This window comes from Noviherbaspirillum album (assembly GCF_035916955.1).
GTDB classification, from domain to species: domain Bacteria; phylum Pseudomonadota; class Gammaproteobacteria; order Burkholderiales; family Burkholderiaceae_D; genus Noviherbaspirillum; species Noviherbaspirillum album.
In genome coordinates, this window is sequence record NZ_JAWIIV010000008.1 from 209975 (window position 1) to 236496 (window position 26522).

General features: G+C 59.7%; 25 protein-coding genes. 17 read left to right on the plus strand and 8 right to left on the minus strand.

Annotated features, from left to right (window positions below; all coding sequences use genetic code 11):
• Positions 1-510 precede the first annotated feature (510 nt).
• From RY831_RS12230 to RY831_RS12250, 5 genes are all read left to right on the plus strand, one after another.
• The gene (locus tag RY831_RS12230) at positions 511-1491 is read left to right on the plus strand and encodes a tripartite tricarboxylate transporter substrate binding protein (protein ID WP_326506623.1); all 981 of its coding nucleotides are present in this window, start codon (positions 511-513) and stop codon (positions 1489-1491) included.
• Between the two features lie 48 nt (positions 1492-1539).
• On the plus strand, positions 1540-2703 hold the full coding sequence (locus RY831_RS12235) for a Gfo/Idh/MocA family protein (protein ID WP_326506624.1): 1164 nt from the start codon (positions 1540-1542) through the stop codon (positions 2701-2703).
• 302 nt (positions 2704-3005) lie between these two features.
• On the plus strand, positions 3006-4193 hold the full coding sequence (locus RY831_RS12240) for a dihydrodipicolinate synthase family protein (RefSeq protein WP_326506625.1): 1188 nt from the start codon (positions 3006-3008) through the stop codon (positions 4191-4193).
• A 1-nt stretch (position 4194) separates the two neighbouring features.
• A complete protein-coding gene (locus RY831_RS12245; protein WP_326506626.1) occupies positions 4195-5061 on the plus strand; it encodes a sugar phosphate isomerase/epimerase family protein in 867 nt (288 codons plus the stop codon).
• Between the two features lie 126 nt (positions 5062-5187).
• Positions 5188-5877, plus strand: coding sequence for a TetR/AcrR family transcriptional regulator (locus RY831_RS12250; protein WP_437126259.1), 690 nt, complete (start codon positions 5188-5190; stop codon positions 5875-5877).
• A gap of 6 nt (positions 5878-5883) precedes the next feature.
• Here the strand turns inward: RY831_RS12250 and RY831_RS12255 are convergent, their stop codons facing one another.
• The 4 genes from RY831_RS12255 to RY831_RS12270 form a co-directional block, all read right to left on the minus strand.
• A complete protein-coding gene (locus tag RY831_RS12255) occupies positions 5884-6786 on the minus strand; it encodes an alpha/beta fold hydrolase (protein ID WP_326506627.1) in 903 nt (300 codons plus the stop codon).
• Positions 6787-6865: 79 nt separating this feature from the next.
• On the minus strand, positions 6866-7525 hold the full coding sequence (gene leuD / locus RY831_RS12260; protein WP_326506628.1) for a 3-isopropylmalate dehydratase small subunit: 660 nt from the start codon (positions 7523-7525) through the stop codon (positions 6866-6868).
• The gene (gene leuC / locus RY831_RS12265) at positions 7518-8927 is read right to left on the minus strand and encodes a 3-isopropylmalate dehydratase large subunit (protein ID WP_326506629.1); all 1410 of its coding nucleotides are present in this window, start codon (positions 8925-8927) and stop codon (positions 7518-7520) included. The genes leuD and leuC overlap by 8 nt, the downstream gene beginning before the upstream one ends.
• A gap of 18 nt (positions 8928-8945) precedes the next feature.
• Positions 8946-9905 carry a tripartite tricarboxylate transporter substrate binding protein gene (locus RY831_RS12270; protein WP_326506630.1) on the minus strand — a complete coding sequence of 320 codons (960 nt, stop codon included), beginning with the start codon at positions 9903-9905 and terminating at the stop codon, positions 8946-8948.
• A gap of 132 nt (positions 9906-10037) precedes the next feature.
• Between RY831_RS12270 and RY831_RS12275 the strand changes: the two genes are divergently transcribed.
• On the plus strand, positions 10038-10973 hold the full coding sequence (locus tag RY831_RS12275) for a LysR family transcriptional regulator (RefSeq protein ID WP_326506631.1): 936 nt from the start codon (positions 10038-10040) through the stop codon (positions 10971-10973).
• 45 nt (positions 10974-11018) lie between these two features.
• Here the strand turns inward: RY831_RS12275 and RY831_RS12280 are convergent, their stop codons facing one another.
• Positions 11019-11258 (minus strand): hypothetical protein, encoded by a 240-nt coding sequence (locus RY831_RS12280; RefSeq protein ID WP_326506632.1) that lies wholly within the window; start codon positions 11256-11258, stop codon positions 11019-11021.
• A gap of 101 nt (positions 11259-11359) precedes the next feature.
• On the opposite strand from RY831_RS12280, the gene RY831_RS12285 reads away from it, so the two are divergent.
• On the plus strand, positions 11360-11839 hold the full coding sequence (locus RY831_RS12285; RefSeq protein WP_326506633.1) for a VOC family protein: 480 nt from the start codon (positions 11360-11362) through the stop codon (positions 11837-11839).
• Positions 11840-11926: 87 nt separating this feature from the next.
• On the opposite strand, the gene RY831_RS12290 is transcribed toward RY831_RS12285, so the two are convergent.
• A complete protein-coding gene (locus RY831_RS12290) occupies positions 11927-14125 on the minus strand; it encodes a hybrid sensor histidine kinase/response regulator (RefSeq protein ID WP_326506634.1) in 2199 nt (732 codons plus the stop codon).
• A 402-nt stretch (positions 14126-14527) separates the two neighbouring features.
• On the opposite strand from RY831_RS12290, the gene RY831_RS12295 reads away from it, so the two are divergent.
• Positions 14528-17074, plus strand: coding sequence for an ATP-binding protein (locus RY831_RS12295; RefSeq protein WP_326506635.1), 2547 nt, complete (start codon positions 14528-14530; stop codon positions 17072-17074).
• A gap of 105 nt (positions 17075-17179) precedes the next feature.
• Here RY831_RS12295 and RY831_RS12300 read toward each other — a convergent pair whose 3' ends face one another.
• Positions 17180-17677 carry a TspO/MBR family protein gene (locus RY831_RS12300; RefSeq protein ID WP_326506636.1) on the minus strand — a complete coding sequence of 166 codons (498 nt, stop codon included), beginning with the start codon at positions 17675-17677 and terminating at the stop codon, positions 17180-17182.
• 543 nt (positions 17678-18220) lie between these two features.
• Between RY831_RS12300 and RY831_RS12305 the strand changes: the two genes are divergently transcribed.
• From RY831_RS12305 to RY831_RS12320, 4 genes are all read left to right on the plus strand, one after another.
• Positions 18221-18430, plus strand: coding sequence for a dodecin (locus RY831_RS12305; RefSeq protein ID WP_326506637.1), 210 nt, complete (start codon positions 18221-18223; stop codon positions 18428-18430).
• A 181-nt stretch (positions 18431-18611) separates the two neighbouring features.
• Complete coding sequence (locus RY831_RS12310; RefSeq protein ID WP_326506638.1) at positions 18612-19034, plus strand: hypothetical protein; 423 nt, start codon at positions 18612-18614, stop codon at positions 19032-19034.
• A gap of 90 nt (positions 19035-19124) precedes the next feature.
• Positions 19125-19784 carry a glutathione S-transferase family protein gene (locus RY831_RS12315; RefSeq protein WP_326506639.1) on the plus strand — a complete coding sequence of 220 codons (660 nt, stop codon included), beginning with the start codon at positions 19125-19127 and terminating at the stop codon, positions 19782-19784.
• A gap of 170 nt (positions 19785-19954) precedes the next feature.
• The gene (locus RY831_RS12320; RefSeq protein WP_326506640.1) at positions 19955-20179 is read left to right on the plus strand and encodes a hypothetical protein; all 225 of its coding nucleotides are present in this window, start codon (positions 19955-19957) and stop codon (positions 20177-20179) included.
• A 77-nt stretch (positions 20180-20256) separates the two neighbouring features.
• Here RY831_RS12320 and RY831_RS12325 read toward each other — a convergent pair whose 3' ends face one another.
• Positions 20257-21873 (minus strand): methyl-accepting chemotaxis protein, encoded by a 1617-nt coding sequence (locus RY831_RS12325; protein ID WP_326506641.1) that lies wholly within the window; start codon positions 21871-21873, stop codon positions 20257-20259.
• 302 nt (positions 21874-22175) lie between these two features.
• On the opposite strand from RY831_RS12325, the gene RY831_RS12330 reads away from it, so the two are divergent.
• The 5 genes from RY831_RS12330 to RY831_RS33225 all read left to right on the plus strand — a co-directional run bounded on the left by RY831_RS12330 (position 22176) and on the right by RY831_RS33225 (position 26496).
• Positions 22176-22325, plus strand: a complete 150-nt coding sequence (locus RY831_RS12330) for a hypothetical protein (protein ID WP_326506642.1) — start codon at positions 22176-22178, stop codon at positions 22323-22325.
• Between the two features lie 12 nt (positions 22326-22337).
• Positions 22338-23285 carry a LysR family transcriptional regulator gene (locus RY831_RS12335; protein ID WP_326506643.1) on the plus strand — a complete coding sequence of 316 codons (948 nt, stop codon included), beginning with the start codon at positions 22338-22340 and terminating at the stop codon, positions 23283-23285.
• Between the two features lie 21 nt (positions 23286-23306).
• Positions 23307-24575 carry a D-amino acid dehydrogenase gene (locus RY831_RS12340; RefSeq protein ID WP_326506644.1) on the plus strand — a complete coding sequence of 423 codons (1269 nt, stop codon included), beginning with the start codon at positions 23307-23309 and terminating at the stop codon, positions 24573-24575.
• Between the two features lie 161 nt (positions 24576-24736).
• A complete protein-coding gene (locus RY831_RS12345) occupies positions 24737-25621 on the plus strand; it encodes a transporter substrate-binding domain-containing protein (RefSeq protein WP_326506652.1) in 885 nt (294 codons plus the stop codon).
• Between the two features lie 494 nt (positions 25622-26115).
• Positions 26116-26496 (plus strand): GFA family protein, encoded by a 381-nt coding sequence (locus RY831_RS33225; RefSeq protein ID WP_367576088.1) that lies wholly within the window; start codon positions 26116-26118, stop codon positions 26494-26496.
• Positions 26497-26522 lie beyond the last annotated feature (26 nt).

Consider the following 26522-nt stretch of genomic DNA (forward strand, 5'->3'; position numbering starts at 1 on the left):
TCGAACCAGGTCGCGACTGCGATTGAACTTCTTACCACCGCTATGAATGACTGACCAAGGCAAAGTTCATTGAGAATTTGATCATTCGCTTGCGGATGCGGCGACCTTAAAGGAAGTGATGGCAGTGTGAAATTTTCAGGAAAGCTTTCGGCGTTCGGGATGTAAAAGTCGAAAGTAATTAGCAGCGGCACTTTCATACAAGGGACCTCGGTTGTTGCTCGAAACTGTTGCCGGCTTAGCGGCTGCGATGATCTGCGCGGCCGTTCGATCACCGAAATCAGGATGTGGCGCGATGCTTGGCAATTATCTATATGGTGAATTGAATGCCGGAAATGACTTGCCCACGTCACTATAATGAAGGCTACGTTCAGCTGAAAACTTTGCGCTAGGCGGGTTGACGCGCAAAATTTCATCGCATACGATGCAGCTTATTCACCAAATGGTGAATAAGAATTGGATCTGAGCTGTATTTCGTGCAATATTCCCCGACAACAATTATCTGGAGACATCATGAAATCCGTTCGCATGATTGGCCTCGCCGCCCTGGCTGCGGCAGCAGGCCTGGTTCATCTGCCATCCGCCGCCCGGGGTGCCGCTTACCCGACCAAACCGATCCGCGTGGTCGTTCCCTTTACCGCAGGCAGCACCACTGACGTAATCGCGCGCTCCATCACCGACAAGCTAAGCGCCAGCCTCGGCCAGCAGTTCATCGTCGAAAACCGCGGCGGCGCGGGCGGCACGCTCGGCGCCGGGCAGGTTGCGAATGCGGCGCCGGACGGCTATACCATCCTGATCCATTCCTCGTCCCACACGGTCAGCCCTTCAACCTATCTGAAGCTGCCATTCGACACGATCAACGACTTCGCCGGTGTCACGCCGATCGTCACCTTGCCCAATGCGCTGGTGGTGTCGCCGTCGAAGAACATGAAAACGCTCAAGGACCTGCTCGACCAGGCCAAGGCCAAGCCGGGACAGCTGAACTATGCGTCGGCCGGGCAGGGCAGCGCGACGCACTTGAACGCCGAAAAGTTCAGGACCCAGGCGAAGATCGACGCAATGCACATTCCCTTCAAGGGATCGCCGGAAGCGGTCACCGAAGTCATGGGAGGCCGTGTCGACTATTACTTCTCGCCGATCGCCCCGGTGCTGTCGCATATCCGGGACGGCCGCCTGGTGGCGCTGGCAGTTGGATCGCCTAAGCGCTCGACCGCGCTGCCCAACGTGCCGACCACCAGCGAAGCCGGTGTACCCAATTCGGAATTCAACTTCTGGATCGGCATGCTGGTGCCGGCAAAGACGCCGAAGGATATCGTCAACAAGCTCAACGCCGAGGTGCAGAAGGCGCTGGCCTCGGATGATGTCAAGGAGCGTTTTGCCAAGCTGGGCGCGGAGTCCTGGACCATGACACCGGACCAGTTCGACCGCTACATCAAGGACGACATTGCCGCCAATGCTAAGCTGGTCAAGGAAGCCGGCATTTCGCCGCAGTAAAGCAGCGCCATCAGGAATCCCAATACAAGCAAGCCAAGGAATCAAGCCATGACAACGCAAAGACTAGGACTCATCATGCACGGCGTCACGGGACGCATGGGCATGAACCAGCATCTCATCCGTTCCATCGTCGCCATCCGCAACCAGGGCGGCGTGGTCCTGTCCAACGGCGACAGGGTGATGCCAGATCCCATCCTGATCGGACGCAACGCGGACAAGATCGAGGCGCTGGCGAAGGCCCACAACATTGCCCGCTGGGGCACCAACCTGGACGAAGCAATGGCCAGCAAGGAAGACAGCATCTTTTTCGACGCCGGCACCACGCAGATGCGTCCGACCCTGCTGGCGCAGGCCATCCGCGCAGGCAAGCATGTCTATTGCGAAAAGCCGATCGCAACCAATCTCAACGAAGCGGTCGAAATCTGCCGGCTCGCGCAAAGCTCGGGCCTCAAGCACGGCGCGGTGCAGGACAAGCTGTTCCTGCCCGGCCTGCGCAAGCTCGACATGCTGCGCCAATCCGGCTTCTTCGGCCGCATGCTGGCGGTGCGCATCGAGTTCGGCTACTGGGTATTCGAAGGCGACCTGCAGCCGATACAGCGGCCGTCCTGGAACTACCGCAAGGAAGACGGCGGCGGCATGATCCTCGACATGATGTGCCACTGGCGTTATGTGCTCGACAACCTGTTCGGCGAAGTAAAGTCGGTGTCCTGTCTGGGCGCCACGCATATCCCGAAGCGCTGGGACGAGAGCGGCAAGCCCTACGAGGCAACCGCCGACGATGCCGCTTATGCCACGCTGGAACTGAAGGGGCACAACGGCGAACCCGTCATCGCACAGGTCAACAGTTCATGGGCCACCCGCGTCAAGCGCGACGACCTGGTCACTTTCCATGTCGACGGCACCCATGGTTCCGCAGTCGCCACGCTGACCGAATGCCGCTCGCAGTCACGCGTGAACACGCCGCGCCCGGTGTGGAATCCCGACCAGAAACAGACCATGGCATTCACCGAGCAATGGCAGGACGTGCCCGATACCCAGGTCTACGACAACGGCTTCAAGGTACAGTGGGAACAGTTCATCCGCCATGTGGCTGAAGACGCTCCCTACCGCTATACGCTGCCGGAAGGCGCCAAGGGCGTGCAGCTCGTCGAGAATGCCTTGCAGAGCTGGAAAGAGCGGCGCTGGGTCGATGTGGCGCCGCTGCCGGTTTGAGATTTGAAAGGCATTATTGGTGACGGTATGCGAACAGGTGACTATCGTTTTTACAGCTAGTTAAAAAGCTCCTCCCCCTTCAAGGGGGAGGTCGGGTGGGGGATGGGTTTTATCGGCACGCAATGCAGCAGCTGAGACCCATCCTCACCCCAACACTCTCCTTGAAGGAGAGGGAGCAGCAGAGAACGTCTGGACCGCCTGGCGCTCCACAATCATCGGCAACCATAGCAACCCATCTGCAAACTTCAGAAACCATCAGCAATCTTTGACGGGCTGAATTTACACTCCATTCAAGGACCAACATGAGCCTGACCCTGCAACTGCCTCTTGAAGACGGACGCCTGCAACGCTACGCGCTGAGCCAGCGGACGCCCGTCGAGCCCCCTGCCAAGCCGGCATTCAACCGCATCGCCTATTCCGCAGCCCACGTGGTCGCCAATCCGCTTGCGCCAGTCGATCCCTGGCTGGAAGCCGCGATCGATTGGGATGCCACCATCGCTTACCGCCGCCGCCTCTGGTCCATGGGACTGGGCGTGGCCGAGGCGATGGATACCGCGCAGCGCGGCATGGGCCTGGACTGGAATACCTCGCTGGAACTCATCCGCCGCTCGCTGGATGCGGCACGTGATTTTCCCGGCGCGCTGGTCGCGTCCGGCTGCGGCACCGATCACCTGACGCCGGATGCCGCGCGCAGCGTCGACGACGTCATCCGCGCCTACGAGGAGCAGATGGCCGCCATCGAAAAGCTGGGCGGCAAACTCATCCTGATGGCCAGCCGCGCGCTGGTGCGGGTGGCAAGCGGACCGGAGGACTACGAAAAAGTCTACGGCCGGCTGCTGCAGCAGGCGAAGCAGCCGGTGGTCCTGCACTGGCTGGGCGACATGTTCGATCCCGCGCTTGCCGGGTACTGGGGCACGACCGACCTGGACCGCGCGATGGACACCGCGCTCGGCATCATTGCAGCCAATGCGGACAAGGTGGACGGCATCAAGATTTCGCTGCTGGACAAGGACAAGGAAATCGCGATGCGCCGGCGCCTGCCCGCGGGCGTGCGCATGTACACCGGCGACGATTTCAACTATGCGGAGCTGATCGCCGGAGACGGCGAAGGCGCGCAGCCGAATCACCAGCAGAGCGATGCGCTGCTCGGCATCTTCGATGCGATCGCGCCGGCGGCCAGTGCCGCTCTGGCCGCGCTGGCGCAAGGGAATCTGAACCGTTTCCATGAGATTCTTGCGCCCACGGTGCCCCTGTCACGCCATATCTTCAAGTCGCCCACCCGCTTCTACAAGACCGGCGTGGTGTTCATGGCATGGATTAACGGCCATCAGGATCATTTCACGATGGTGGGCGGCCAGCAAAGCACCCGCTCGCTGCCGCATTTCGCCGAACTGTTCCGCCTGGCCGATGCGGCCGGCCTCATCGAGCAGCCCGAACTGGCGGCGCGGCGCATGAAGCACTTGCTGGCGCTGCATGGAATCGAGGGCTGACATGCGCGACTTTTCCCAGGATCATCGCTGGCTCTCGATCAATACGGCAACCGTGCGCGCGCAATGGAAGCTCGATGCCATCATCGACGAATGCGCGCGGCGCGGCATCACTGCCATCTCGCCCTGGCGAGACCAAGTCGCCGCGGTCGGCCTCGATCGCATCGCTGCGCAGGTGCGCAGCACGGGCATGAAACTGTCGGGCTACTGCCGCGGCGGCATGTTTCCCGCATCGACGCCGGAAGGGCGCCGTCTTGCGCTGGATGACAACCGGCGGGCGGTGGACGAGGCCAAGACCCTCGATGCCGCCTGCCTGGTGTTGGTGGTCGGCGGGCTGCCCGGTGCGCTCCAGGGCAAGGCCGAGCACAAGGATATCGCCGCCGCGCGCAATGACGTGCGGGACGGCATCGCGGCTACGTTGGAATATGCCCGCCAGGTTGGCATGCCGCTGGCAATCGAACCCCTGCATCCGATGTATGCCGGCGACCGGGCCTGCGTCAATACCATGGAGCAGGCGCTCGACCTGTGCGACCAGCTAGATCCGCAGCGTTCGGGCGCGCTCGGCGTCGCCGTGGACGTGTATCACGTATGGTGGGATCCCAAGCTCGAAGAGCAGATCCGCCGCGCAGGCAGGGAAAGATTGCTCGCCTTCCATGTCTGCGACTGGCTGCTGCCCACCCGCGACCTGCTCAACGACCGCGGCATGATGGGCGACGGCGTCATCGACATTCCCCGCATACGCGGCTGGGTGGAGCAGGCGGGATTTGCTGGCTACAGCGAAGTGGAAATTTTTTCCTCGGAAACCTGGTGGAAGCGCGACGGCGGCGAAGTGCTCGATACTTGCATCGCGCGTCATCGCAGCGCGGTTTGAAGCATCCTGCGCGGCTTCATCCAAAAACGTTTCCCGCTGAACGGTTTCTTGCCGTCGGATGCAAGGCATTGTTAGGACAGTCCTTATACAGGGATAATGACTGCAATTGAGGATCGGAACCACGCAATGACAGACAAGGAAACCAGCGCCGGCATGGCGGAGGACGCACCGAAGGAGACGCCGCCGGATACCGCGGCCGTCACCGGGCGCAATCCGGTGCGCACCCGCCAGGCCATTATCGAAGCGGCAACCGAGGAATTTTCCACGCTCGGCCTGGGCGGCGCGCGCATTGATGCGATCGCGGCGCGCGCCGGGCTGAACAAGCGCCTGCTTTACTATTATTTCGGCAACAAGGAAGCCCTGTTCCAGGCGGTGCTCGAGCGCGCGTATGAAAACATCCGTTCTGCCGAGCATGGCCTGCAACTGGATGAAGTCGATCCGGTCGAGGCGATCAGGCGTCTGGTGTCCTTCACGTGGCATTACTATATTCAGCATCCCGAATTCATCACGCTGCTCAACAGCGAAAACCTGCACCAGGCTTCCCACCTGAAGAAATCGCAGCGGATCCGCGAATTGAACTCACCGCTAATCGACACCCTGCACCGTGTGCTCGAACGCGGCCGCGCCGAAGGACTGTTCCGGGCCGGGGTCGACCCGCTCCAGCTGTATATCTCGATTGCCGGCCTGTCCTTCTTCTACCTGTCCAACCGGCACACCCTGTCCGCGGTATTCGGGCGAGATCTCAGGCAGCCGAAAGCCGAGGCGGAACGGCTGTCGCACATGACCGAGCTGGTGCTCGGCTATCTGCTGCGCTGATCCGGGTTAATTCTGATCCGTCAGGAATGGCAAGGCGCGCGCAATCAGCAGTTCAGGCGCCTCCTCGGGAATGTAGTGGCCGCAGGGAAGCGCTTCGCCGCTGACATCGGCGGCGACGTTGCGCCATTCCTGCAAGGGTTCGAAGCAGCGATGAACCACGCCCTGCTGTCCCCACAGAACGAGCAGCGGCATTTGGAGCCTGCGGCCCTGGTCAATGTCAGCCCGGTCATGTTCAAGATCGACTCCGGCGGAGGCCCGGTAATCTTCGCACAATCCTTGGGCAGCCCCGGGAAGCGAGAGGCAGCGCGTGTATTCCTGCAATGCGCGCGGATCGAACGGCGCCAATCCTGCGCTCCTGCGTCCCATCACGTCCCGGATATATGCCGCGGGATCGGCCTCGATCAGCCGTTCGGGAAGCGGGGCGGGCTGGATCAGAAAGAACCAGTGCCAGTAGGCGCGGGCAAACGCCTCCGTGGTTTTCGAGTACATGGCCAGGGTCGGGGCGATGTCCAGCAGCACCATCCGCCGCACGGCGTCGGGGTGGTCTGCCGCCAGCCGGTGGGCGACGCGCGCACCCCGGTCGTGGGCCATCACGTGAAATTGCGCAAAGCCCAGCGACTGCATGACGTGCAGCATGTCTCCGGCCATGGCGCGCTTGCTGTAATTGGCGTGCCCGCTCTCTCCCGCGGGCTTCGAAGAATCTCCATAGCCGCGCAGATCGCATGCAACGATGGTGAAATGCTTGCCCAGGGCCGGCGCGACGCGGTGCCAGATGGCATGTGTCTGCGGATGGCCGTGCAGCAGCAGCAGCGGGGGACCGTCCCCGCCGATGACCGCATGTATTTTCACTTCGGACGAAACCTCTATGTCCACCGAACGAAATCCGGGAAAGAGCTGGTTGCTTGCCATGGTTGCTTCGTGATGACAATAAATGAAGGTTGGACAATTTAGCGCTTCGAACCTTTAGTCGGAGCTTCGAAGGTCCGTCCTAGTGTACCTCTGGCAGGCGATCAATCCTGGCACGCGCGGCAGATGCCACGTCCTTCAACCAGGGATTGGCTTCCTGCCACCGGCTTGCGAACGCCTTGATGGCCGGCAGGTGCAGCAGCGACGCGCCAAGCATGTCGAGCCCGTTCATGAACATCTGCCGATGGCGGCCGCTCAGCGAGAAGCCGGCCCTGACCGTCGCGCTGGAAAGCTGGAGATTCTCGACGTCGATGCGCACCTGCATCGGCGACGCGGAAGAGGATGCTTCCTCAAGGAGGCGCCGCAGGTCGTCTTCCGAAACCGTGGCCAGCAGCAGGCCGTTGTTCATCGCATTTGAATAAAAAATTTCGCCGAAGCTCGACGCGATGATAGCGCGCACTCCAAACTGTTGCAGTCCCCAGACCGCGTGTTCCCGGCTGGAACCGCATCCGAAGTTCGCGCCGCCCAGGATGACGGGCGCGCGCGCATATGCGGGCTGGTTGAGGATGAAATCCTTGCGCGGGGACCCGTGTTCGTCGAAGCGCAGGTCGTAAAGCACGCCGCGGTCCAGTCCCGCCTTGTCGATGCCGCGCAGGAATTGCTTGGGCATGATCTGGTCGGTGTCCAGGTTGGCGATGGGAAGCGGCGCCGCGATTCCCTCGATGATGGTGTTCTTATCCATGATGTGCCGAATTTTCCAAAAGCTTTCTGACGTCGGTGATTTTTCCGGTGACCGCGGCGGCGGCGGCCATTGCGGGGCTCATCAGGTGGGTGATGGCACCCCGGCCCTGGCGGCCCTCGAAATTCCGGTTCGTGGTGGAGGCGCAGCGTACGCCCGGCGCAAGCACGTCGTCATTCATGGCAAGACACATGGAGCAGCCGGGCTTGCGCCATTCGAATCCGGCCGCCACGAGTTTTGCAGCGAGTCCCTCCTGTTCCGCCTGATCCCTGACGGCCCCCGAACCGGGAACCACCATCGCCCGCACTCCGGGGGCCACCGTGCGGCCGGCGATTACGTCGACGACGGCGCGCAAGTCCTCGATGCGGCCGTTCGTGCAGGAACCGATGAACACATGCTGGATTTCGATGCCTTCGATCGGCATGCCGCTCGTCATCTTCGTGTACTGCAATGCCCTGGCATCCGAAGCATCCCGGGCCGCTGGAACCAGGTCCGTTATGGCCACCGCCTGATCCGGGCTGGTGCCCCAGGTAACCGTTGGAACCAGGCTGGATGCGTCGAAGCGATGCTCGGCGTCGAAGCTTGCTTCCGGATCGCTCTTCAGGCCGCGCCATTGGGAGAATGCGCTGTCGCGCAGCCGTTCGTCGTTCGCAAGGTCCGGGCAATGGGCCAGCACATACTGCAGCGTTGTGTCGTCCGGCGCGATCAGCGCACCCCGGGCTCCCGCCTCCACGGCCATATTGCAGAGCGTGAAGCGCGCCTCGGTGCTAAGCGATGCAATCGCGGACCCGCAGAATTCGACGACGTAGCCGCGCGCGCCCTGTGCGCCGATCCGTGCGATCACCATGAGCACCAGGTCCTTTGCCGTTGTCCCGGCCGGGAGCTTGCCGTCGATGCGAATCCGCATGTCCTTTGCCAGCCGGTACACCAGTGTCTGCGTCGCCAGCAGGTGCTCGACTTCCGTGGTGCCGATGCCGAAGCCGAGAGCGCCCAAGGCGCCGTAGGTGGTGGTGTGGCTGTCACCGCAGATGACGACCATGCCCGGCCTGATCATGCCATGCTCGGGTGCGATGACATGCTCGATGCCCTGCCAATGGTCGTTGGTGTCGAACAGGGGAATGCCGTGCCTGTCGCAGTTGCGCTTGAGGTTGCTTGCCTGAAGCGCGGAGTCCGCGTTCTTGATGATGCGAAACCTGTCCGGGTGGGTCGGAATGATGTGGCTGACGGTGGCCACGTTCTGTCCCGGATACAAGGTTTTCAATCCGCGTTCGTCCAGCCCGGCGAAGGCTTGCGGACTGGTGTACTCGTTCATCAGGTGCAGGTCGGCATACAGCAGGACATTGTCTTCGTCCAGTTGCACGACCGTGTGCGAGTCCACCAGCTTTCTGTAAAGGGTTTTGCTCATTTGGAGTTGTAGTAGGGATTATTCGGCACTGATGCCGCGTTCCTTGATCAGCTTGTTCCACGCAGGGAGCTCCTGTGCGAGCCGCGCCTGCGCTTGCGCCGGGGTCGAAGGAATCGGGTCGAAACCGTCCTTGATCAGCTTGTCCTTTAGCTCCGGCGAGGCGATTGCCTTGTTGAGCGCGGCATTGAGCTTGTCGATGACCGGCCTGGGCGTATTCGCCGGCGCGAACACCATGAACCAGGTTTCGAAGTTGTAGCCGGTGGCGCCGGATTCCTGCAGGGTCGGCACGTTCGGCAACAAGGCGGAGCGTTTCGGTCCGGTCACTCCGATGGCGCGCAGTTTGCCGCTCTGGAGATGAGGAACCGCTGCGGATAAGACGGGGAAACTCATGTCCACCATGCCCGCCATGGTATCAACCAGGGCAGGGCCGCCGCCTTTGTATGGAATATGCATGATGTCCACCTTGGTGACATCCTTGAACAGTTCAGCAGCCATATGGAATGTGCTTCCGGGTCCCGCCGAGCCGTAGTTGTACTTGCCGGGATTGGCCTTGGCGGTAGCCAGAAGTTCTTTTGTATCCTTGGCCGGGAATTTGGGATTCACCACGAGTACATGCTGGGATGCCGCAATCATGCCGATCGGCGCCAAGTCCTTGAGCGTGTCGTAGGGCATTTTTGCGAACAGCGCGGGGTTGATTGCCAGCGAGACGGTTTGCAGGCCGATCGTGTAGCCGTCCGCCGCGGCCTTGGCAACGGTGTCGACGCCAAGATTGCCGCCCGCGCCAGCCTTGTTTTCCACATAGATAGAGCCGCCGGCCGCCTTGGCCCATTCATCCGAAATGCGGCGGGCGACGATGTCCGCGCTACCGCCGGGGGCGTAAGGTACGACAAGCCGTATCGGCCGGGATGGATAATTGTCTGCACGGGCAACGCTCGATGCAAGGATAGCTGCCGCGAGCAGTGAAAGTTTAAGGTTCATGGTCTCCTCCGATTGTCTGAATGGAACTACGGGTGCGGGCGATGCCCGGTGCTATCGGTAGAAACATCATATTCAAAAACGTCAGCCGTATAATGCACCTTCCAGAACTTCATTCGGTCGTATAGGTTAATAATGGATGGGCTCTCCGATTTGTCATTTTTCGCATTGCTGGTCAGGCGCGGCACCCTTGCCGCGGCGGCGCAGGAACTGGGAATTACTCCACCCGCGGTCAGCAAGCGCCTGGCTTCGATTGAAGCGCGCTTGCGGGTCCGCCTGCTCAACCGCACGACGCGGCGAATGAGCCTCACGGCGGAAGGCGAAACCTATCTGGCGGAAGGCGAGCGGCTTGTTGCCGAACTCGACGCGCTTGAGCGGAAAATCTCCGGCGGCAGCGTCGTTCCACAGGGCTTGCTGAGAATCAATGCCACCCTGGGGTTCGGCCGCAAATACGTGACTCCCGAGCTGTCCCGGTTCGTATTGCAATACCCCGAAGTTGAAGTGCAGATGCATCTGAGCGACCGCCCGGTCAACCTGGTGGAACAGGCATTCGACCTTGCCATTCGTTTCGGCGAACAGCCGGATGCCCGGATCACCGCGCGCAAGCTGGCAAGCAATCGTCGCTTCCTGTGCGCGTCTCCCGCCTATATCGCGGCACGGGGCGTGCCGAGTTCGCCGCGCGACCTGCACAATCACAGTTGCATCGTATTGCGCGAAAGCGATGAAATTTACGGGAGCTGGCATTTTCGCTCGGGTACGAAACTCGAGACCGTCAAGGTAAGAGGGCCGCTCAGCACGAATGACGGAGAAGCCGCGCTGGCCTGGGCGCTCGATGGACACGGCATCGTGCTTCGCTCCGAGTGGGATGCGGCTCCCTACCTGCGTTCCGGGCGCCTTCGCCTGCTGCTCACCGACTGGGCTGCGCCGCCGGCCGACATCTACCTTCTGTTTCCCACCAAGAGCCATCTGCAGGCGAAGACCCGGGCAATGGTCGACTTCATGCTCGATGCATTCGCGGACAAGCGGACGACGGATCGTGTCAACGGCAATGGCGCCGAACTGCTGTGGTGAAGGGATCCGGCCCCACATATTTCCGGGCCGGATCCATAGCGGGAACTAATCAAACATCAGATCCGACAATGCCCTGGCCTGCTTGGTGACCGCTGCAGCCGCTTTCAATGCTCCGGGATTGGGCTCCGCGAAGAGTGCGTCGATTGCCGGCCGCAGCTTATAAAAGATGCGTCTTGCATGCGTCAGCTCTCCTGCATCGATCAATGCCGCCATCTTGACGAACAGGTCGAGGATGCTACGTTGACGGATGACGTCAAACGCATTAGCCTCGCTTTTTCCCTCCAAGCCGCGTAACGTGAACTGCAGCAATTGCCGTAACGGCTAAGACGGCTGCGACGGCTGCGACGGCCAAGTGCACCATTCTTCAACCCTGAAGGAGCCATGAAATGACCAGCAAGAACACGATCTGCCTGTGGTACGACGGCACCGCTGTCGATGCCGCAAACTTCTATGCCCAGACTTTTCCCGACAGCGCTGTCAGCGCCATTCATCGCGCACCTGGCGACTATCCTTCCGGCAAACAGGGTGACGTGCTCACGGTCGAATTCACCGTGGCCGGCATTCCCTGTCTCGGGCTGAACGGCGGCCCGCATTTCAGGCACAACGAAGCATTCTCTTTTCAAATCGCGACGGATGACCAGGCCGAAACCGACCGCTTGTGGAACGCCATTGTCGGCAACGGCGGACAGGAAAGCGCGTGCGGCTGGTGCAAGGATCGCTGGGGCTTGTCATGGCAGATCACCCCGCGTGCCCTTACCGCTGCGATAACCGATCCCGATCCTGCTGCCGCCAAGCGCGCGTTCGACGCCATGATGACCATGACGAAAATCGACATCGCCGCGATCGAAGCGGCACGGCGCGGCTGAAACAAACCCGGGAGTCAAAGGTTGCGGCGGAGATTGCGGCCGCTGCATGGCTCCTTCCCGGTCACTCCATGCAAGCCTGCTGCCGTCTCACTTCTCTCCAAGCATGCTGAGAACGTCGTTCAAACGGTAAGGCTTCGCGATGACTCTGACTTCCGGAAGGTCCACCCGGGTGTCGCTGTAGCCGGAAGCCAGAATGATGCGGATGGCATTCGATTTCGCCAGGATGGCTTTGGCCAGGCCAACACCATTGATCTTTCCCGGCATCATGACGTCCGAAAGAACGCTATGCACTTTCACGCCTGATTCAAGGATATCCAATGCCTCGTCCGCATTGGCCGCCGCAATGACGTCCATCCCTGCATTGGTGAGTGCGCGAACCATGGTCTCCCTGACCAGCGGGTCGTCTTCGACGAAAAGCAGCGTGCCGGCAGGGGTGGACATCCGCTCATCGTTTTCCCGTGCGTGATGGGCCTGCATGGGCTGGCCAGCCGCTCTGGGCAAATAGAATTCCACCATCGTTCCTTGCCCTTCGACGCTGTGAAGCGCAAGTGCGCCGTGCGACTGGCGAGCGAAACCGTAGGCCTGCGCCAAGCCGAGTCCCGTTCCCTTGCCAACCGGCTTGGTCGTGAAGAACGGCTCGAACGCTTTTGCCATCACCTCGGCGGACATTCCCGATCCGGTGTCAGTAATCTGAATGCAAACATAATCTCCGGCCGGAAGCCCCTGGTAAGGCTCGTTCAAGTGCCGGTTGCATGTTTCAACACTCAGTGTTCCACCGTTGGGCATCGCATCACGCGCATTGATCACGATATTCAGGAACGCCAGTTCAAACTGAAGCGTATCCACCGTCACCGGCCACGATACTTCGGAGAAGCGGATTTTGAAGTCAATGTTGCTGGGCAGGATTCCGGAGACCAATCCCTTGAACTCTTCGATCTGCTGGTTCAGCAGGACAGTCGACAGTTTTGCCTCCTGTGCCCTGCCGAACGCACTCAGCTGGCTGGTCAAGGCTGTCGCGCGGTCCACGGCCTTGATGCAAGTCTCCATGAGAGGCACCACATGTTCCGGCTTCGGCACGAGCTTCGCCAATTGCACCGCGCTGGAGATGGTTTGCAGGACGTTGTTGAATTCATGCGCAATGCCGCCGGTCAGGCGTCCCAATGCCTCGAGTTTCTGGCTTTGCTGCAGGGCTCGTTCAGCCCGTTCCGCCTTGATGGAAGCTTCCGCAACCCGCAGTTCCAGTTCCTGGGTAGCCTGCCGTATCCGGGCACTGGCATCGGACATGCGGCGCGCTACCGCGTCAAGTTCCTGGATGCCCTGCGGCTTATAAACAACCTCCTCGTTTCCCGCCATGCGCTCGGCCGCCGCGCCAAGGTCCTCAATCGTCCTGATGGCCCGGCTTGCGAGCCAGCTTGCGGCAACGACCGCTATCGCAAGAAGAAAAATCGAGGATGCCGCAAGAATGGAGGCCGCTTCAACGGCGGTCTGGCGCACCTCCGACTCCGGAATGCTGATCAGCACGTTCCATTCCGAGATTGGCACGCGGCTGTAGTATGCCTTGACCGGTATCTCATCCAACGTGACGCTGTAATAGATGCCGTTGCGCGATGAGGACAGAATCTGCTGCGTTCTCTTGCTGATTGTCTTGCCGACAAATTGCTCGGGATCGTGAGACCGTGCAAGGACGACGCCCCTCCTGTCCACGATGGTCGTGATCCAGTTCGATGGAAAGCGCTGCCGCATCAGAATGGACTGCAATTCGGATACATTGACACCCATTTCCAGGTAGCGGTTGGAATGGACGTTGTGTTTGACCGGAACCTGGATCGCGAAATCAAGCCGTTTTGCCACTTGCGATGCAAACAGGTCCGAGACGACCGTATCGGTCGGACTGGACGCACTTCTCAGTTCTGCAAGATTGGATGCGCTCTTTAAAGGAAGGACTTCGCCGTAAGGCCGCCGGGTGTTCATCAGCTGCCTGCCGGACGCGTGCCTGAGGATGATGGTTGATTCCGGCGTAGGCGCCATCGATTTGGCGAATTGATAGAACTCCCGGATATCGCCTTGCTCAAGCACCGTCGAGTTGGCAAGCGTGCGCAGGGTCGCTTCCCGGATTCTCAGGTCGTTGTCGACGACAGTCGCAAAACTGCGGGCCGTCTCAAGCAAATTTTTTTCCTGGCTTTTCTGCTCGTCGCTGTAGACGTACCATACGCCCCATGCCGATGCCAGGAAGGCGGGAATGAGTACGGATAGAACCAGCAGGAGGAGTTGGCTTCGGAAACGCATCGGATGTTTCTGTTATAGGTATGCAATTGTAACTCGTGCGGCTTTTACAGAATGCGTGTCGGAAATTCTCTTCGTCCCAGGCCCTGGTCCACTTACTCTCCACGCAGCGCACTGGGCGCAATTCCCAAGGCCGAGGATGAAAAATTTAATCTTGGAAACATTGGCATTCCAGTCGAATAATGCCTACAGCCGCATTTGTCGCACCCCGCCGCCAACGGCCTTGCCTGCCAGTGCCTAATCCTGCACCCCGGCTTGCAATTCGGCGCGATGACGATGATAAGGAACGCAGAAAGCGTAATCCGGTCGAACCACGCTTTGCTTTTTCATTCCGCGTCCTTTCTAGTCCGATCAAGCTGAACCGATGGACGATATGCAGGTCCCGGCATCATGTGCTGGCTACGTATGGCATCCAATTTCTTCCGAATTTCCTATCCTGTTCCCTTCGTTATTCTTCTGCTAAGCATCATGCCGGTCATGTGGGGATTCATCGCCTATGACCTGCAACGCTTGTGGGCGATCACCGACGCCAATTACCGCCAGCAGGCCGGAAGCCTGGCGCATGTGTTCAGCGAGCAGGTCAATTCTTCGATGAATGCCATCGACTATGCGCTGATCGAGCTGAGAGAAAAATGGGAAGAGGATGCGGCCGGCTTCTCGGGAGTCGTACGCCGCAGGCAACAATACCTGGAGACGAACGTCGGTTTTCAGGTCGCTGTGCTCGATGCCCAAGGCGTATTGCTTTTTTCCAGCGCCGACCCGGGTGCCAAGGGCAGCGTGTTCAGCGACCGCGAGCATTTCCTCGTGCATTCTCGCGCGCAGAGAGACGACTTATTCATTAGCAAGCCGCTGCTTGGCCGGGTGTCGAAGCGCTGGACAATCCAGTTCACCCGACCCATCCTTGACGAAAACGGCACCTTCAAGGGCGTCATCGTGCTTTCCGTTGCCCCGGAACATTTTTCCTCCCTGTCCAGAACCATCAAGCTGGGTGAAGACACCGAGATTCTGGTCCTCCGGCAGGCGGGCGAACTACTGGCCCGCTGGCCCGCGACGGGCGCGGCATTCGGCGCGCCCATCGACAGGCGAACGCTGCCGGACCTGGGCTCCGGATCCTCCGGCCTGTTCGAGGGCAACCTAGGCATGGACAATATCGACCGGCTCTACGCATGGCGCCGGACGGCCAAGGAACCCTTGCTCGTGTTCGTCGGCTTGTCGAAGGAAGCGCTTTTCGCGTCCTATCGCCAGCAGCGCAACGTGTACCTGGGCAGCGGTGCGGTGCTGTCGGTGTTATGGCTGATGTCAGCCGCCTTCTTGTTGAGCGCTTACCGGCGCCGGCAGCAGCAGGAGCAGGCGTTGCGCGAGTCGCATGACCGCCTCTCCGCCGAACAGCAGCGGATGAGGATCATTATTGAAAATTCCCACGATGCCTTCATTGCCGTCGATCCCCAGGAACGCATCACCGACTGGAATACCAAGGCCGAGCGCATGTTCGGATGGACGCGTTCCGAAGTCCTCGGCAAGGAAATGGGCGCGCTCATTGTTCCGGAGGAATTGCGCGCCGCGCACCGCGCCGGCTTTGCACGCTTTGCGGCAAGCGGACAAACCGGCGCGTTCAGCAGCGTGGTGGAGCTGGAAGCCTTGAACCGCAACAGCGAAAGGATTCCCATCGAGATGGCGGTTGCGGGCTGCCTGCATGGCCAGCAATATGCGGTCAGCGCTTTCATCCGGGATATCTCCCAGCGAAAAGCCGCCCAGCGGCAGGAAGTCGAGCGTTCACGGTCACTGGAAGAAGCCAGGCGGGCGCTCCAGCATGCGCAGAAACTCGAAGCGGTCGGCAAGCTGACGGGCGGCGTCGCCCACGATTTCAACAACGTGCTGCAGATCATCGCTGGCAACCTGCAGCTGCTTCAAAACCTCATCGATGACAATGAGCCCCTGCAGCGCCGCATCGCATCGGCCCTCGATGCCGTCGACCGCGGCGCGAAGCTGTCGTCGCAGCTTTTGTCCTTCGCCCGGCGGCAGTCGCTCAAGCCGGCAATCATCGACCTGCGGCTCATCATTGCCGGCATGGCCGATCTGCTGCAGCGCGCGGTCGGCGAGAATGTCCGCATCAGCACGCGGTGGCCCGAGGTGGCGTGGAATGCCTGCCTCGATCCTTCGCAACTGGAGAACGTCATTCTCAACCTTGTGCTGAATGCGCGCGATGCGATGCAGGGCCAGGGCAGCATCGCGATCGGTATCGACAACGTATCGCTCGCGGCCGATGATCCGGCTAGCCCCGCTGGCATGGCGCAAGGCGATTACGTGCTTCTCGTGGTGTCCGATACCGGAAGCGGCATGACGGCCGACGTAAGGGAGCGCGCGTTCGAACCGTTCTTCTCTACGAAGCCGGCCGGTGAAGGCACGGGCCTTGGTCTGAGCATGGCCTACGGTTTCGTCAAGCAGAGCGGCGGACACATCGAACTGCACAGCGAGGCCGGCCGCGGAACCGATGTGCGGATCTGGCTGCCGCGCAGCCTGCAGGAAGCCATGCCGATCGAATCGCGCTGCAACGAAACCGCGTGTGTTTCCGGGACCGAAACCATCCTGGTTGCCGAAGACGATGCGAATGTGCGCGCCGCTGCCGTTGCATTGCTCAAGGAACTCGGCTATCAGGTTCATCAGGCGAGCGACGGCGAGGAAGCGATCCGGCTCCTGCAGACGCTTCCCGGCATCGATCTTCTATTTGCCGATGTCATCATGCCGGGGCGGATACGGGGCATCGAACTGGCGAAGCGCGCAAGGAAAGCGGTGCCGGACATTGCCGTTCTCTTCACTTCGGGCTATACGGAAAATGCATTGGGAGACGCCGGCGTGCTCGGCGCCGACATCCATCTGCTGGCCAAGCCTTACCGGCGCGAACAGCTGGCCGCGGCGATCCGATCGCTGCTGCATCAGAGGATCACGGAGTAGGGCGCCGCGGATCCGAGGTGGAGAACATTGCCATTGTGCCTCACCGGGTAGCGTGGCGATGATATGCAGATTGCCGCGCAGTGCGCGTCAACGTACCGGGGATGTCTATCCCAACATTCCGGGATTGAGTTGCCATACCGAGTAGTTGAGCGCGGAAGCAAAACTCACCCACAGCAGGTACGGAACGAGCAGCAAGCCCGCCAATGGCTTGATACGCCAAAAGGAAACCAGGGTTGCCACGATCAGCAACCACAGCAGCACGATATCGGCAAAGGCCAAGGCGCCGAGGTGCCAGCCGAAGAACAACCAGCTCCACAGTGCATTGAGCGCGAGCTGCAGAAGAAACAGGGCAAGTGCGTATCTGGCTGCTCGAAAGCCATGCTCCCGCCACACCAGCCAGGCGGCGATACCCATCAGGGCGTAGAGGAATGTCCAGACCGGTCCGAAGACGTAGGCCGGAGGTGACCAATCGGGACGGACCAGACGGGTATAGAAGGGACCCGCCTGGACAGACGCGGCGGCACCGATGGCCGCGGCGACAAAGCTGACAATGAGCCAGGCCAACAAACCAGTCAGCTGCTTTTTACCTGTACGTGGCGTCATGCGATCTCCGAATGTTGGTCCGCTACTTGCTGCCGGCCTGTCTATTTGCCAGCGAAAACCGCTAGCTGAGCCTCGAATGCCGGTTTGAAGGCCGGCCGTGCTTCACTGCGGGCGACCTAGTCGCAGAGGCTTGGGTGTTCATCGAGCAGACCCGATCCCTTCAGCCGGCGCAGCACTGCATCAAAGGTTCAGACATGCCACCCGATATACTGCAGCGAATCCACAATCGTATTCCATATTCCGTATTCCGAATGCGGCCGACGCGTTGCAGCGCCGTATCCATCAAGCCTTGTTCCTGCGGGGCAAGCTTATTGCCGCGAATGGGATTTGGGGAATATCGGCGTCCGTGCATTGCCTGCAACGAGAGCATGACACTGGCTATCAGCTTATGACAGCGTCCCGCCGACGGACTTAATCAAGGCCTCATCTCCCGGCCGAGTTGATCTAGCTCTGATTATCTGCTGTTCGCCTTTGTCCGGTCTTCAAATGCGTCAGAATTGGGATCGCATTCTCTTACCGCCGCTGATTTTCCAAGGAGATTCCATGTCCGCACATACCTACAAGCTGATTGAACTTGTCGGTTCTTCACCGAACAGTTCGGACGAAGCCATTCGCAACGCCATCGAGAAAGCATCTCAGTCAGTCAAGCATCTGGACTGGTTTGAAGTCATTCAGACACGAGGACATATTGTTGATGGAAAGGTCGCGCATTTCCAGGTAATTCTCAAGGCCGGGTTCCGCATAGAAGACTAAAGAAGACTAAGGCTCCCCAAAAGACTAAAGAGCCTGAACAGGCCAGGCGGCGCGTTTCCAATGCAGATATCGCATTTCTTTCATGGGTATGGTCCAAAAATACTTCACTCCGATAAGGGACGGGGCAATAAGGTTTCGGATCGGATCCGAAATTGCAACCGGTAGAATTTTCCGGAATATCATGAAAAAACCAGTCGCCGCGATGCTGCTTGCCTGCGGAGGATTGCAGGCGTGCGGGTTCGCCGGGACCGACGGCGCGCCTACCATTGCCGGCGGACTGCAGGCCGAAATGCGGGAAATCCGCCGCTCGATGGAACAGGAAGTCGGGGAGGCGTCCGCGCGGCGGATCGACCAGTGTCGCGTTCTCCGGGTTGGGGAAAAAGCCTGCGGCGGTCCCCAGGCCTATCTTATCTATTCTACCGCGGTCTCCAGCGAGCGCAAACTCCAGGAACTTGCGCGGCAGTACACCGAAGCCGAAGAGAAGTACAACCGTGTTACCGGAGCGATGAGTACGTGCAGTTACGTCTTGCCGCCGGAACCTCAACTCAGAAACGGGAAATGCACTGGCAAACGGAACGAGGCAAGGGACCCGGGCGGGAAGTGAGGAACCATGCCGGCATGGTGGGATGCTTGCGGTCTGCAACAGAGACGGCTACGCTTTCGTCATCGCAAACTTTACGTACGTCTCCCAAGCATGCCACTCGTCATTTACGGTCACCCTTTTTCGTCGTACACGCAAAAAGTGCTCATCGCGCTTTACGAGAATGGCGTTCCCTTCGAATTCCGCTGCCTTGAGCCAGGCATGCCGGCTGACTGGAACGAATGGCAGCGGCGCTGGCCCCTGCGCAAATTTCCGCTGCTTGTCGATGGCGAGCGCAACGTCGCCGAGACCAGCATCATCATCGAGTACCTGCAGCTCGCCCACCCCGGACCCGTACGCCTGCTGCCCTCCGATCCGATGGCTGCGCTCGAGGTGCGGTTCTTCGACCGCTTTTTCGATCTTCATGTGATGAACGCAGTCCAGCATGCAGTGGACGGGGCGCTGACGGGCGATCCGGTCAAGCGCAGAGAAGGGTTGGCGCTCGCGGTAGACAAACTGGAGCGTGCCTATGCGTGGCTCGAAGGGCGCCTCGCCGGAAGGACGTGGGCTGCCGGCGATGAGTTCACGCTTGCGGACTGCGCGTCCGCCCCTTCGCTGTTCTATGCGGACTGGACGCACAGGATTGCCGATTCCTTTCCCGTGCTGCGAGCGTACCGCGCGCGATTGCTTGCCCGCCCGTCGTTTGCGCGGGCGGTGGACGAGGCGCGCCCGTTCCGGAGCTACTTTCCTCTGGGTGCGCCGGACCGCGACTGAGACCAGAATCCCGAACTCCGAAGCCCGCATCCCGATTCCGGGCCGGCGGATGCTCGACCTGCATTCCGCAATCTGTCCTGATCCGCTTATCGATCTGCATCATCCCCCTGCCTCCCGGCCGAAAGCGCGGTGATGGTAAAATCCAAGGCTTTTTCAAGGGCTGAGTTCACATGTTGGCGGCACTCTGGTTTTTGTTGGCCTCGGCCATTCTGACTGGCGCGGGTTATTCTCACTATCGGTATCGGGTGAAGAACAACCAGTATTACGCCAAGTTGTATTCCGAGCATGAGGGAGAACGGGCGAGCGCCACGCTCCCGGTTTCAAATCGCTATGCATTGCCCGTCGTGGCGGGCATCATTCTTTGCGTTCTTGTGCCTGTTCTGCTGATGATGTGAATTCGTCATGAAGTATCGATGCCATCTTCTTCGCATTGCCCCTTCATGACGCAGCGGACCGGACGGTCCGGCTGCAACTATTTCACCCTCGGCAGGCCTGTGGTGGTGGCTCCAATTCCAGCCGCAGACATGGAAGGCATGGTCCGGTACGCCTGGCCGGCATCGAGCTTGAAGACGCTGACCACCTGCGCCAGCTGGGCCGCCTGATCCTGCATGGACTCCGAGGCGGCCGCCGCCTGCTCGACCAGTGCCGCGTTCTGCTGCGTCACCTGGTCCATCTGCGCGATGGCCGAATTGACTTCGTGAATTCCCGTAGTCTGTTCCCGGCTGGCCGCGGTGATTTCGCCGATGATATCTGTCACCCGCCTGACGCCCTCGACGATATTGTTCATGGTCGTGCCGGCCTGGTCGACCAGCTTGCTGCCATTTTCGACTTTCTCCACCGAATCGTCGATCAGCGACTTGATTTCCCTGGCCGCCGCCGCGCTGCGCTGCGCCAGGCTGCGGACTTCCGATGCCACGACCGCGAAGCCCCGGCCCTGCTCTCCGGCACGGGCGGCTTCGACCGCCGCATTGAGCGCAAGGATATTGGTCTGGAAAGCAATGCCGTCGATCACGGAAATGATGTCCACCACCTTCCTCGACGAATCATTGATCGCGCCCATGGTATCGACGACCTGGGCGATGACGAGGCCGCCTTCGCTCGCCACCTGCGCTGCTGACACGGCGAGCGCATTGGCTTGCTGAGCATTTTCGGCGTTTTGCGTGACGGTGGAGGTGAGTTCCTCCATGGAGGATGCTGTCTTGCCCAGGGAGGCGGCCTGCTGTTCGGTGCGCGCGGACAGGTCCTGGTTTCCGGAAGCGATCTGGGTGGAGCCGGCAGCGATCTGTTCCGTCCCGGACCGCACCTCCGTCACGATCCGCGCAAGGTTCTCGTTCATCTCCTTCAATGCCACCATCAGCTGCCCGGTTTCGTCTCTGGAGGTTGCCGCGATGCGTCCTGTGAGATCGCCCGTGGTGACGCGCCTTGCGAAATTGACAGCGTCGGTGAGCGGGCCGGTGATGCTGCGTGCCAGGAAGAAGGCAAGGGCGATGCCGATCGCAAGTGCGATTGCCGAGACAGCGATCAGCAAGGTACGGGAAAAACTGATGATGCCATGCACCGCAACTGTGGCATTGGCCATTTCCTTTTCAGTGTTGCGGATGACGACATCCATGTCCGCCACGATCTGCCGGCGCAGCGGACTGCATTCCTTGACGAGAAACTCGCCGAATTCCTGCATTTGATCGGCTTCGCGATACTTGCGCGGGCGGTTCAGTTCCTCCGCCATCTGCGTCAGCCCCTTGCTCACCTTCGCGAAGTCTGCATCGCCGGCATAATGCGGCGTGGCTGACTTCAGGGCGTTCATGAAGATGGTTTTCTGCTGGTCGACAATGTCGAGCTCGCGCTTGGCATCGTCCAGACTGGTGAAGATGTAGGAATTGCGCGCCGCGATACCAGTCTGCCCCAGCGCTTCGCGCGCCTGGTACAGCGGCTGCAATCGGTCCATGATGACCTTGTCTTCCAGTGCCACCGAGTTGTCGATGCTCAGCAACCGGGAGATGGAGAATGCGGACAGCGCGAGCATCAACAACAGCAGAATGCCGAATCCCAGGGTCAGGCGCGTCCCGATTTTCATGTCTTGCAGTTTCATTATTTCTCTTTTCCGCTACGGTCTTGCACGAATTAAATTAATTTAAATCAAGAATACTAAAGACCCTGACATCTGCTCCAACATCAACGTATAAAAGAGTACATTGATGTTGCTAGAATTCAACAAAATTCTTGCTTATCGACGAAAAGATATTTCGTTGACATCAAATGATGCGGGCGATGTAAAGGTGTCGACACATATGCGGACAAGCGCGTTGAAATGCGGCTTATGCCGATCTCTTGCTGCGGCGGATTCATGCATAGCCTGCCTTATGCATTAAAAGCACCGCGGGGATTGCACGGATGTGGATCGCCGCCGCATCTATTGAAAGCTTCATGGAAAATACGCATGCGCCGGCAGAAGACTCCATTGAGGCCGGTGCCAAAATGGCATGCGACATTGCGTGCGCGATTTTGTATAGTTTTAACAACCGAAAGCCGCTGCGCAGATGAAAAAGGGGACGCATGGAGACCAAGTGGATCGAAGACTTTCTGTCGGTTGCCGAAACCCTGAATTTCAGCCGGGCGGCCAAGCTTCGGAACATGACGCAGCCAGCCTTTTCGCGGCGCATCCGGGCGCTGGAAAGCTGGCTCGGTGCCGAACTGTTCGACCGGGCGGTTTACCCCACGCGCCTGACGCCTGCCGGAGAAACATTTCTCGTACACGCCCGCGACATGCTGGCACAGGCGATCCAGTCCCGGTCGGTGCTCAGAGGACAGGCCGCCGATGTGCAGTCGGTCGTTTCCTTCGCGATGCCGCATACCCTGTCCCTGACGTACTTTCCCCAGTGGCTGGGCGGCGTCGAAAGCAGTGTCGGCATGCTGGTCGTCAGAATGGTGGCGACGAACGTGCACGACTCGGTGATGGAATTGGTCGGCGGCAATTGCGACCTGCTGATGTGCTACCACCATGCATTCCAGTCGGTGGAGCTCGACAGCCAGCGCTATGAAGGGCTGAAGCTCGGACACGAATTCATCAGGCCGTATGCAAGGGCCGACGCATTCGGCAATCCGGTGCATGTATTACCGGGCTCCGCCGCCAAGCCGGTTCCCTTTCTCAGTTATTCGTCGAGCGCTTCGCTGGGCCGCATCGTGGACAAGCTCCTGGGCGATGGCCCGGCGCCGGTGCATCTGTTCCGGCGCTTCGAAGGCGACCTGGCCGAAGGACTGAAGACAATGGCGGTGCATGGACACGGGGTGGCGTGGCTGCCGGAAAGCGCGGCAAGACGTGAGGTGAAAGATGGCGTACTTACCCTCGCGATTGAGTCTTCCGGCGAGGGCGAGGGCGAGGGCGAGGTGCCCGGTGCCGCCGCATGGTGCGGCGTCATGGATATCCGCATCTATCGGGACCGCGGAAACAAGAGGCCCGCGGTCGAGCGGATCTGGAATCATTTATTGCGGCTGCAATCCTGAGAGCTGGCCAAGAAGATACTCATGCATATCTGCGTACTGGGCGCCGGCGTGGTCGGCGTCACCACCTGCCACTATCTGCTGGCCTCGGGCCATGAAGTCACCCTCGTCGACGCGTTGGATGGCGCGGGACTTGGCGCAAGCTTCGGTAACGGCGCGCAACTGAGCTATTCCTATGTCGCCCCGCTTGCCGATCCTTCCATCCTGAGCAAATGGCCGCATTACCTGTTCAGCCGCCATTCGCCGCTGACCCTGAAGCTGACGCCGGAAGCCGCTCAATGGACCTGGCTCGCCCGCTTCCTGCAGGCATGCAATGCCGATCGCGTGCGGCAAACTACCTTATCCCTGCTGCGGCTCGCCTTCCTGAGCCGCGATGAAATGACCCGTCTGCGTACCGCCGCTCCACTGGATTTCCAGCATCGTATCGCTGGCAAGCTGGTCATGTACAAAGAAAAGGCATCTCTGGAGGCGGCGCGCCGCCAGGTCGAGTTTCAGTCGCAACATGGCTGCAGGCAGGAAATCCTGGATGCTGACGATTGTGCGCGGATCGAGCCCGCGCTGCAGTCCGCTCAGGAAAACTGGGCGGGCGGAGTCTATACCGCCGACGAAGAAGTCGGCAACTGTGCGGCCTTTTGCCATGGCTTGCTGGAACGATTGAGAAAGCATCCGCGATTTCATTTCCAGGGCGGCTCGGCGATCACCGGAGCAGAGGTCCTCAGCGGTCAGCTCGACGCCATCCGGATCAATCGCAGTGAAAGGCTTTCAGCGGACGCATTCGTGTTGACAATGGGTGCCGGCAGCGCGCATTTCGCCCGGCAGGCCGGCTTTGTGTTGCCCGTGTATCCGCTGAAAGGCTACAGCATCACGGTCCCGGTTGCCGGTCTCGAAGCAAGCGAAGCGCCGCAAGTATCCATTACCGATTTTTCCCGCAAGGTCGTCTATGCGCGGATCGGAGATGACCTGCGCGTGGCCGGCCGCGTGGAACTCGTTGGCCTGGACCAACGTATTCCGGCACGGGCTATCGACGAGCTCAAGTCGAGCACTGCCGCACTTTTTCCTCGGACCGCCGGCCGCTTCGCGTCGGCAGCCTTGTCGCCATGGACAGGCTTCCGGCCGGCGACTCCGACCGGTCTTCCGATCATCGGCCGATCGCCGGTAAAGGGGCTTTATCTCAACGTCGGCCACGGAAGCCTGGGATGGACGCTTGCCTGCGGCAGCGCCTGTCTTCTCGCTCAGCATCTGAGCGGGGAGAAGCCGGCGCTGGATGCGAGCGCGTTTCAGTTTGCGTCATGACGCATGCGTATTTAAAGATAATGAAGCATGACAGCGTGGTCTGCTCAAAGTTTGTGCGGTGTTTCTGCAGGTGCAGTGAATAACTTAACGATGAAGAGCCAAATCAAGGAGATATCATGAAGTTGAAAACAATGACGATTGCGCTGCTGGCCACTGCAACCATGGCAGGCATGGCGACCATAGCAGGCGGTGCCCACGCACAGGAAAGCGGCACGCTGAAGAAAATCAAGGATACCGGCGTGATCGCTCTTGGCGTGCGCGATTCCTCGATTCCCTTTTCCTATCTAGATGACAAGCAGTCGTACCAGGGCTACTCGGTCGATATCTGCATGAAGGTAGTCACCGCCGTGCAAAAGCATCTCGGGCTGACATCTCTGCAGGTCAAGATGAACCCGGTCACCTCGGCCACGCGCATTCCCCTGATGGCCAACGGCACGATCGATCTCGAATGCGGCTCGACCACCAATAATCTTGAGCGCCAGAAGCAGGTCGCGTTCGCGCCGACCACCTTCGTCACCGCCAACCGGCTGCTCGCCAAAAAATCATCTGGCATCAAAACACTGGATGACATGAAGGGAAAGACGCTGGTGTCGACTTCCGGCACATCGAACATCAAGCAGCTGACCGCGCTCAATTCCGAACGCAACCTCGGCATGAACATCCAGGCGGCGAAAGATCATGCCGAAGCATTCCTGATGGTCGAAACCGGACGAGCCGTCGCCTTCGCGATGGATGACGTCCTGCTGTCTTCACTGGCCAGCAGTTCAAAGTCGCCTTCCGATTACTCGATCACCGATGAAGCCTTGTCGATCGAACCGTACGGGATCATGCTGCGTCGCGACGATCCGGATTTCAAGAAGGTGGTCGACGGCGCCGTGACCGCGCTGCTGAAGTCGGGTGACATCAACCGCATCTACCACAAGTGGTTCCAGTCTCCCATTCCCCCCAAGGGAGTCAACCTCAATATCCCGATGAGCGAGGCACTGAAGGCCGCCATCGCCAAGCCGACGGATTCCGGCGACCCGTCTGCCTACGCCGCGAAATAGCGTCATGCACCAGCAAGGCCGCATCGATCCGATCCGGCCTTGCCTTCATTTCGAAAACGCACGTTCATATTAGCTGTTCGTGAACATTTGATTCGCCGTGCCGCCAGTCTCGTTTTTCGCGGTCGAATTGCCGGGGCGTGTAAGTCAGCGGACAAGAAAATTTAAACGGCACGAAAACATAACCGATTGATTAGTAATGCCTTTCTTGTAAAGAATATAACCTTTGTTGTCCGCTAAAATGGGCAACAAAGGCTAACTTTTCAGATAGGCCTTGCTGAATGGCCAAGAAAGTCGAAATTCCCTGCAAACGAATCTTTGCGTCAATAATTTGTCATGACTGCTGAGCGCCCGTAAGCGGCCCCTGACATCGCTATTACGCTCGGCAGCAGACGGCCAATACCGGCCGTCGACGCGCCAAATTCATTCAATATACAATACGCAACATCGCGAGGGACAGTCCTCCTCTTTTTATGCTTTCAAACGTACGGGCAAACATGATTGAACCCTTCGGAAGTTGTAAGTGCGGCCAAGTCCAGTACAAAGTCTCTAACAGGGCACTGCAAGTAGTCGCCTGTCATTGCGGGATGTGTCGAAGCATGACTGGCGCGCCACTCTCTTCATACGTCGTGGTAAAGGAAGAGCACTTCGCTGTCACCTCTGGGCACGAGGTTCTTACTAGTTATGCAGTAACCGACCGCACCAAGCGGAACTTTTGCGCTACTTGCGGCACCCCGATATTCAACTCGAACCCACATACATACAGGGGGCTCGCTATGCTTTATCTCGGGACTGTCGTAGATCATGAAAATTTTGTTCCAGAGCTAAGGAACCTCTGCTCAAGTCTGGAAATCGGGAGTCATGGGTCTAAACATTGATCGATATTGCGTACTGTCGATAGAAC